Here is a 7424-nt window from a genome sequence, read left to right on the forward strand (position 1 = left end):
GCATCGTAGCCATCATTGAAAAGGTCGTCTAAGGTTATATTGGGTCCAATTAAGGTATTAGGTCTGATGATGACACCAAGTGATTGTAGCTTGTCTTTGATACGTTCTAAAATAGACTTTGGAAGTCTAAATTCAGGAACCCCATATCTTAAGACGCCGCCTATTTTATCGTTGGCTTCGAAGACTGTAATCTTGTATCCCTGAATTGCCAGTGTCATGGCAATGGTCAGTCCTGCTGGACCAGCACCAATGATGGCAACAGTTTGATCTTTCTTATAAGGGATTTGATAATCCATTACAGTTAAATAGTAATCTGAAACATAATTCTCTATGGAGCTAATATGAATGGGTTGTTGCTTCTTGTTTAGGATACAATGGCCCTCACATTGTTTTTCATGGGGACAAATTAAAGAACAGACCACTGAGAGTGGATTGTTTTCAAATAATCGTTTTCCAGCTTCCAAAATTTGATTATCTTCAAAGAGTTTTATAAACTCTGGTATATTGGTTGAAACAGGACACCCCTCCACACATTGAGGTTTCTTGCATTTAAGACAGCGCTTTGCTTCGAGTATTTCATGACGACTCATGAGAGAACACCCTCTTTCATTAATATTTTAATCAAAATAGTAACATAGAATATAGGGCTTGTAAACTTAGATTGTTTATAAAAGGGGTAAAAAAGGGTAGAAAACAAATGGATGGTGAAAATAAAGCGAGTTGACAATTAAAAAAATGGCGTTTATAATTAAGATATAGACACCCCACCAGGGGTGTGTCTACAGAGAGAGCGAAATTGAAAATAAAGAAATAGAAACAATCACTAATTTGTCACATGTTGACATACGAAGAGAGGGATATTATGAATAATGAAAAATACAATGTCAGTGGTATGACTTGTGCAGCATGTTCATTAGCAATTGAAAAAAGTGTTTCAAAGCTTGAGGGTATTGGTGAAGTAAAAGTTAACCTTATTACAAATACCATGGAGGTCAGCTATGATGATGCAAAGCTTGATCCCGATGCTATAATAAAAGCGGTTGAAAAGGCTGGATATGGTGCTGAGATGTCCATTGATGAAATTAAAATGGAAATTGATCAAAAACATTTAGAAGAGAAACTTGCATTTGAAAAAAGGCTTAAGGTTTCCTTGATCTTCACATTGCCTTTACTTTACATCACGATGGGCCATATGATGGGTATGCCTCTTCCAGATTGGATGAGCCTTCATAAATCACCACTTACATTTGGACTCATTCAGCTCATTCTCACCCTGCCAGTGGTGTACATGGGAAGAAGTTTTTATACTGTAGGTTTTAAAACCCTATGGAAGCGCTATCCAAACATGGATTCACTGATTGCAGTGGGAACTTCCGCAGCCATACTATATGGTTTATTCGCCTTATTTCAAATTTTTATTGGAACTGTAAATCATGATATGGCTTTGACAATGCTTTATGTAAACGATTTATATTTTGAATCCGCAGCAGTCATCTTAACCCTGATTACAGTGGGAAAATACCTTGAGTCTCGCGCAAAGGCTAAAACATCAGATGCCATTAAAAAGTTAATTGATTTATCACCACAAACGGCATTGTTGTTTAAAGACGGCAAAGAGTATGAAATTGATATCAAAGATGTAAAAGTAGATGATATTTTAATCGTGAAGCCAGGTGCTACGGTGCCTGTGGATGGCATTATCGTCGAAGGTGAATCTGCCATTGATGAATCTATGCTTACAGGGGAAAGTATTCCTGTTTCAAAGGGCGTTGATGCACAGGTTATAGGTGCCAGTCTTAATAAAAATGGCTACTTTAAAATGAGAGCGGAGCGTGTGGGCAATAACACAATGCTGTCTCAAATTATAAAATTGGTTCAAGAAGCGCAAGGTAAAAAGGCGCCAATTGCTAAAATTGCAGATCAAATCGCTGGTGTTTTCGTACCTGTAGTATTAGGGCTTTCCTTGTTAGCCTTTATTGTGTGGATGCTTTTAGGATATTCTTTTGTCTTCTCAATGAGCATAGCCATTACAATTCTCGTTATTTCATGTCCGTGTGCACTAGGGCTTGCAACGCCTACTGCGATTATGGTTGGAACAGGTAAGGGTGCAGAACATGGTATCTTGATAAAGGGTGGTATTGCACTTGAAAACACCCACTTAATCAATACAGTTGTCCTTGATAAAACTGGGACAATTACAGAGGGAAAACCTACGGTTACAGACGTGGTTTCTAATGAGATGTCAGAAACCGATTTGCTTCAAATTGTAGCGAGTATTGAGCAGAAATCTGAGCATCCACTTGCCGAAGGCATTATAAATTATGCCGCAGACAAGGGCATAGAACTTATCGAAATTAATCAGTTTGAAGCCTTATCTGGTCTTGGCTTAAAAGCTGAGATAGAAGGGGTGCAATGGCTCATCGGTAACGAAGCGCTTATGAAACAAAAGAAGATTGATCTTGTAGCCTATAGAGATGCCTTTGATCGCTTAACGAATGCCGGTAAAACACCAATGTTTATTTCCAGTGATCAAAAGCTTGTGGGCATCATTGGTATGATGGATGTTCCTAAACCACATAGTGAAGAGGCCATTCATGCATTAATGGCAGCTGGCGTCGAGGTCATCATGTTAACGGGAGACCACAAGAAGACTGCTGCAAGCATCCAAAGACAACTTGGCATCCCTAAAGCTTATGCCGAAGTTTTCCCACATGAAAAGGCAAAGGTTATAGAAACCTTAATGGCTGAAGGTAAAAAAGTAGCCATGGTAGGTGATGGCATTAATGATTCACCAGCACTGGCACTTGCGGATATTGGTATTGCCATCGGAAATGGTACTGACATTGCCATAGAGTCTGCAGATATCGTCTTGATGAAAAGTGATTTAAGAGACGTCGTTACAGCAATTGACCTTAGTCGTAAAACCATTAGAAACATCAAGCAAAATTTATTTTGGGCATTTTTCTATAACGTTTTGGGTATTCCAGTAGCTGCAGGTATTTTCTACATTTCTTTTGGATTAAAGTTAAATCCAATGATTGCAGCCGCAGCTATGAGCTTAAGCTCGGTGAGTGTTGTGACAAACGCATTGAGATTAAGAGGCTTTAAGCCTGAAACAAGAAATGTCAAGAAGCAGTTAACACAATCGTTTGAGACAGTGTCTTTTAGAAGTGAAGAGGAAGTTATAGAGGATGACTCTACGACAATAAATGAAATGAAAATACAGGAGGATAATAATATGAACAGAGAAATGTTAATTGAAGGAATGAGCTGTGGTCATTGTAAAATGAGAGTTGAAAAAGCACTTAATGGCATTGATGGCGTCCAATCTGCAGAAGTTAATCTTGAAGAAAAGAAAGCAGTTATTACTGCGTCAAAAGAAATTGATTCAGCGGTATTAAAAGCAGCTGTTGAAGACGCAGGATATGAAGTATTGGAAGTGAAATAATGGCTAAAGACAGAGCGGAGGTTCTTAAACTTCTAAAAACTTCAAAGGGTCAAATTGAAGGCATTATTAAGATGATAGAGGACGACAGATACTGTATTGATGTTTCCAAGCAAATTCTTGCAGCTCAAGCGCTCTTGAAAAAAGCCAATCAAAATATTCTTAAAAATCATATGCAGACTTGTGTTAAGGAAGCTTTTGAAAATAACAATGGCGACGAGAAAATAGAAGAGGTCATTGGTATTTTAGATAAATATTATAAGTAGTCCACTTAATTATGCAAGTTATGGCTGCGAATAAAATTAAGAATAACCTTTAAGATGAAGAAATTTTATAATGAAGTGATTTGTCAGTCGTTCTGATTTGGCAAATCACTTTTTTATATTGTCTTTTCAAGATTTTTTTATTACAATGATTACATTCAAGGAGGCGTAATATGAAAATAGACTTTCATTCACACAGTGATTTTTCCATAGATTCTCAAGCACCAATGGAGGATATGATAATTAGTGCAATAGAAAAAGGTATAACGAATTTAGCCTTTACTGATCATGTAGATTATGATTATGATGAAGATGGCATAACAAACGATTGGACCTTTGATATGACACAATATTTTAAAAGCATCGAGACATTTAGGTCAAAGTACAAGGATAAAATTGAACTCCATACCGGTGTTGAGCTTGGCATTCAACCACACTTGGGGGAAAGATGTAATGCTTTAATTAAAAACCATCCTTTTGACTTTGTGATTGCGTCGCTACATACAGTTGATTACAAGGATCTTTACAACAAAAAGTTCTTTAAGACGAGAACCAATGAAGCCTCTCTTCGAGAATATTATGAATCCTACTATAAAAGTATGATACAATTAGATGATTTCAGTGTTTTAGGACATTTAGACCTTTATCTGAGGTATTGGGAGCCTTTAAAAAATGAACCCATCAAGCGGTATTTTGATCAACTTGAAGTGATTTTTAAATATTTGGTTGAAAATGAAAAGGGCATTGAGGTTAACTCAGGAGGGTATTTTAAATACAAGCTCTTAAGTAACAATCCGAGTGATGATATTTTAAAATTCTATAAAAGTTTAAAGGGTCAAGTTATCACACTTGGCAGTGATGCTCATACCCCTGAACATATTGGTACTTTACATGATGAAAACCTTCATTTACTAGAGGCCATAGGCTTCAAATACGTTTGTACTTTTAAAAATATGAAACCAGAGTACCATAGTATAAAATCATTACTTTATTAAGGATATTGATTTTAATTCGTTTTTTCAAAGCCGTTTTTTATGCAATCTTAAGGGTCTTGACTTAAAAATTAAGGGCCAATAAAAGCAGAGATTGGTAGGAGATGAAGCAGGTGTTTACTTAAAACACAAAATCTAAAGGAGGCATATAATGGTTAATGTAAGTATGATCGAAACATTAAAGACATTAGTAATGACATTTGGCTTTAAACTATTATCAGGATTAATCATATTAATTGTTGGTTTTAAAATCGTCAATATTATCGATTACAAGGTCAATCGCGGTAGAAATTTTATTAAAATTGACCCAACACTTAAGTCTTTTTTAAGCTCAGCCATGAGAATGGGACTTAAAAGCTTAGTGATTATAACGGCCATTGTTCAACTCGGCATTCCAATGACCTCGTTTGTGGCATTGATCGGTGCTGCAGGCCTTGCTGTTGGTTTAGCTTTGCAGGGCAGTTTGGCAAACTTAGCAGGTGGGGTACTCATTATATTCTTGAGACCCTTCAAGGTGGGCGATTTTATTGAAGGAAATGGACACTCAGGAACTGTTAGAGATATCGGCCTATTCTACACGCACCTAACTACACCAGATAATCGGTCTGTGATTATTCCAAATAGTGGACTTGCAAATAGTTCGTTAATAAATTACAGTGAACACTCTGAAAGAAGAGTGGATTTTGACTTTGGCGTGAGCTATAATTCGGATATTAAAACGGTTAAAAAAGTAATTTTAGAGGTTATTGAGCGAAATGAACTCATTTTGAAAACACCAGAGCCTTTTGTTAGATTAGCAAACCATGGCGCGAGCTCGCTTGATTTCAAGGTTAGAGTATGGGTTGAATCTGCAGATTATTGGGAGGTATTCTTCACACTTCAAGAAGAAGTCAAAGAAGCCTTTGATCAAGCAGGTATAGAGATTCCTTATCCACACATGGTTGTACAGACGCAGAAGTTAGATTAGTTAAGACATTTAGAGGCGTTTTTAAAGGTTCATGACGCCAGATAGGATAATTGAAGAATATTTACTATGAAAGCGATATATGACATATCGCTTTTTATATCATCTTAAAAAGAAAGAGTAGCCATATGACAAATAAAAAATTTAAAGACTTTGCCTTGAGTGATGAAATATTAAAGGCAGTTAAGCTCATGAATTTTGAATCCCCAACGCAAGTTCAGGAAAGTGTAATACCATTGTTTCTTGAGGCCAAAGATGTCATTGTAAAATCACAAACAGGCAGTGGCAAGACCGCTGCTTTTGCAATCCCCATTTGTGAATTGGTGGATTGGGAAGAGAACAAGCCACAGGCCATGGTACTAGCGCCCACCAGAGAGTTGGCAATTCAAGTAAAAGATGATGTTTTTCACCTTGGAAGATTTAAACGCATCAAGGTTTCAGCAGTGTACGGTAGGTCACCCTTTTATCTTCAAGAGAAAGAACTAAAACAAAAAACACATGTCGTAGTGGGAACACCTGGCCGTATAATGGATCACTTGGATCGTGGCACGCTGGATGTTTCTCAGGTCAAATATCTTGTCATAGACGAAGCGGATGAAATGCTCAAAATGGGCTTTTTTGAACAGGTTGAAGCTATTTTAAACAAATTGCCAAGTGATCGTGTCACAGTCGTATTGTCAGCAACCATGCCTGAAAATATCAAACGGCTTTGTGAAACACAGCTCAAATCGCCAGAACTTATTGAAATTGAGGCTTCTGATCCCGTAATTGATCGTATTACCCAGTATAGAATTGAAGTTGAGGAGAACCAGAAAATCGCTCTATTACGTGAAGTAATGATTACTGAAAATCCAGATAGTATGATTTTATTCTGTAACACACAGCAAAAGGTAGATGATATTTTTGATTTACTTGAAGATGAGGATCTCGCTGTTGAAAAGCTACATGGTGGTATGGAACAAAATGACCGAATAAAAGTGATTGAAAGCTTTAGAAAGGGTGAATTTAGATATCTGATTGCCACTGATGTTGCGGCTAGGGGGATTGATATTGATCAAATCGAATTGGTCATAAACTATGATGTGCCCAATAAGAGTGAAAGCTATGTCCATCGAATTGGCAGAACTGGTAGAATTGGAAACTTGGGAAAAGCCATTACCTTTGTATCACCGGCAGACCGCAAGTTACTAAATGAAGTTCATGAATATATACAGTCAGAAATCCCCCTTGGTATAAGACCTACTGAAGAAGAAGTGGAGAGCTGCCAAGAAGCCTTTGATGAAAAGGCGGCTATATTGCCAACACCAAAAGTGGTTAAAGGGGTAGAGGTCAATGAGGGCATATTGAAGCTTCATATCAACGCGGGTAAAAAGACAAAAATGAGACCTGTAGACATTGTTGGAACACTGTGTAGCTTAGAAGATATAGAAGCGACTGATATTGGAATCATTAATATCATGGATATTTCAACCTATGTGGAAATTTTAAACAACAAGGGTGAATATGTCCTGAAAGCCTTGCAAGACAAGCCCATTAAAGGGCGATTGAGAAGGGTAAGTCGTGTTGATCCTAAATGAGAAAAGGGTAAAATCAGCTAAAAGCGAGCATTTTGGCTCAAAATAGGTTATACTAGAGAGATAGGTATCAATTATGTAAACCTATATTGAGAGGAGTCTCACGATGAAAGTATTATTAAGAGAAGAGTCAAACAAAGAGGTTAAAAAACAAGGTATGATCGCTGGTGTTATTTACGGTAATGA

Annotated in this window: 6 protein-coding genes; 5 read left to right on the forward strand and 1 reads right to left on the reverse strand. The window is 37.1% G+C overall.

Going from position 1 to position 7424, the window contains the following annotated elements:
* Positions 1-590, reverse strand: a 590-nt coding sequence (locus AC220I_RS15330) for an FAD-dependent oxidoreductase (RefSeq protein WP_486724733.1), incomplete at its 3' end; no start/stop codon positions are given.
* A gap of 272 nt (positions 591-862) precedes the next feature.
* Here AC220I_RS15330 and AC220I_RS15335 point away from each other — a divergent pair.
* The 5 genes from AC220I_RS15335 to AC220I_RS15355 all read left to right on the forward strand — a co-directional run bounded on the left by AC220I_RS15335 (position 863) and on the right by AC220I_RS15355 (position 7241).
* Positions 863-3448, forward strand: a complete 2586-nt coding sequence (locus tag AC220I_RS15335; protein ID WP_486724734.1) for a heavy metal translocating P-type ATPase — start codon at positions 863-865, stop codon at positions 3446-3448.
* Entirely contained in the window at positions 3448-3711 is a 264-nt protein-coding gene (locus AC220I_RS15340) for a metal-sensing transcriptional repressor (RefSeq protein WP_486724735.1), read from the forward strand. The genes AC220I_RS15335 and AC220I_RS15340 overlap by 1 nt, the downstream gene beginning before the upstream one ends.
* Positions 3712-3881: 170 nt before the next feature.
* Positions 3882-4703: a histidinol-phosphatase HisJ family protein gene (locus AC220I_RS15345; protein ID WP_486724736.1), complete on the forward strand. Its 822-nt coding sequence runs from the start codon at positions 3882-3884 to the stop codon at positions 4701-4703.
* 148 nt (positions 4704-4851) lie between these two features.
* The gene (locus AC220I_RS15350; protein ID WP_486724737.1) at positions 4852-5667 is read left to right on the forward strand and encodes a mechanosensitive ion channel family protein; all 816 of its coding nucleotides are present in this window, start codon (positions 4852-4854) and stop codon (positions 5665-5667) included.
* Between the two features lie 125 nt (positions 5668-5792).
* Positions 5793-7241 (forward strand): DEAD/DEAH box helicase, encoded by a 1449-nt coding sequence (locus tag AC220I_RS15355; RefSeq protein WP_486724738.1) that lies wholly within the window; start codon positions 5793-5795, stop codon positions 7239-7241.
* Positions 7242-7424 lie beyond the last annotated feature (183 nt).

It is taken from the genome of Fusibacter sp. (assembly GCF_057447755.1).

Coding starts and splice junctions, on each gene's coding strand:
- AC220I_RS15350 (WP_486724737.1), top strand. CDS start 4,852: ATGGTTAATGTAAGTATGATCGAAACATTAAAGACATTAGTAATGACA.
- AC220I_RS15340 (WP_486724735.1), top strand. CDS start 3,448: ATGGCTAAAGACAGAGCGGAGGTTCTTAAACTTCTAAAAACTTCAAAG.
- AC220I_RS15335 (WP_486724734.1), top strand. CDS start 863: ATGAATAATGAAAAATACAATGTCAGTGGTATGACTTGTGCAGCATGT.
- AC220I_RS15345 (WP_486724736.1), top strand. CDS start 3,882: ATGAAAATAGACTTTCATTCACACAGTGATTTTTCCATAGATTCTCAA.
- AC220I_RS15355 (WP_486724738.1), top strand. CDS start 5,793: ATGACAAATAAAAAATTTAAAGACTTTGCCTTGAGTGATGAAATATTA.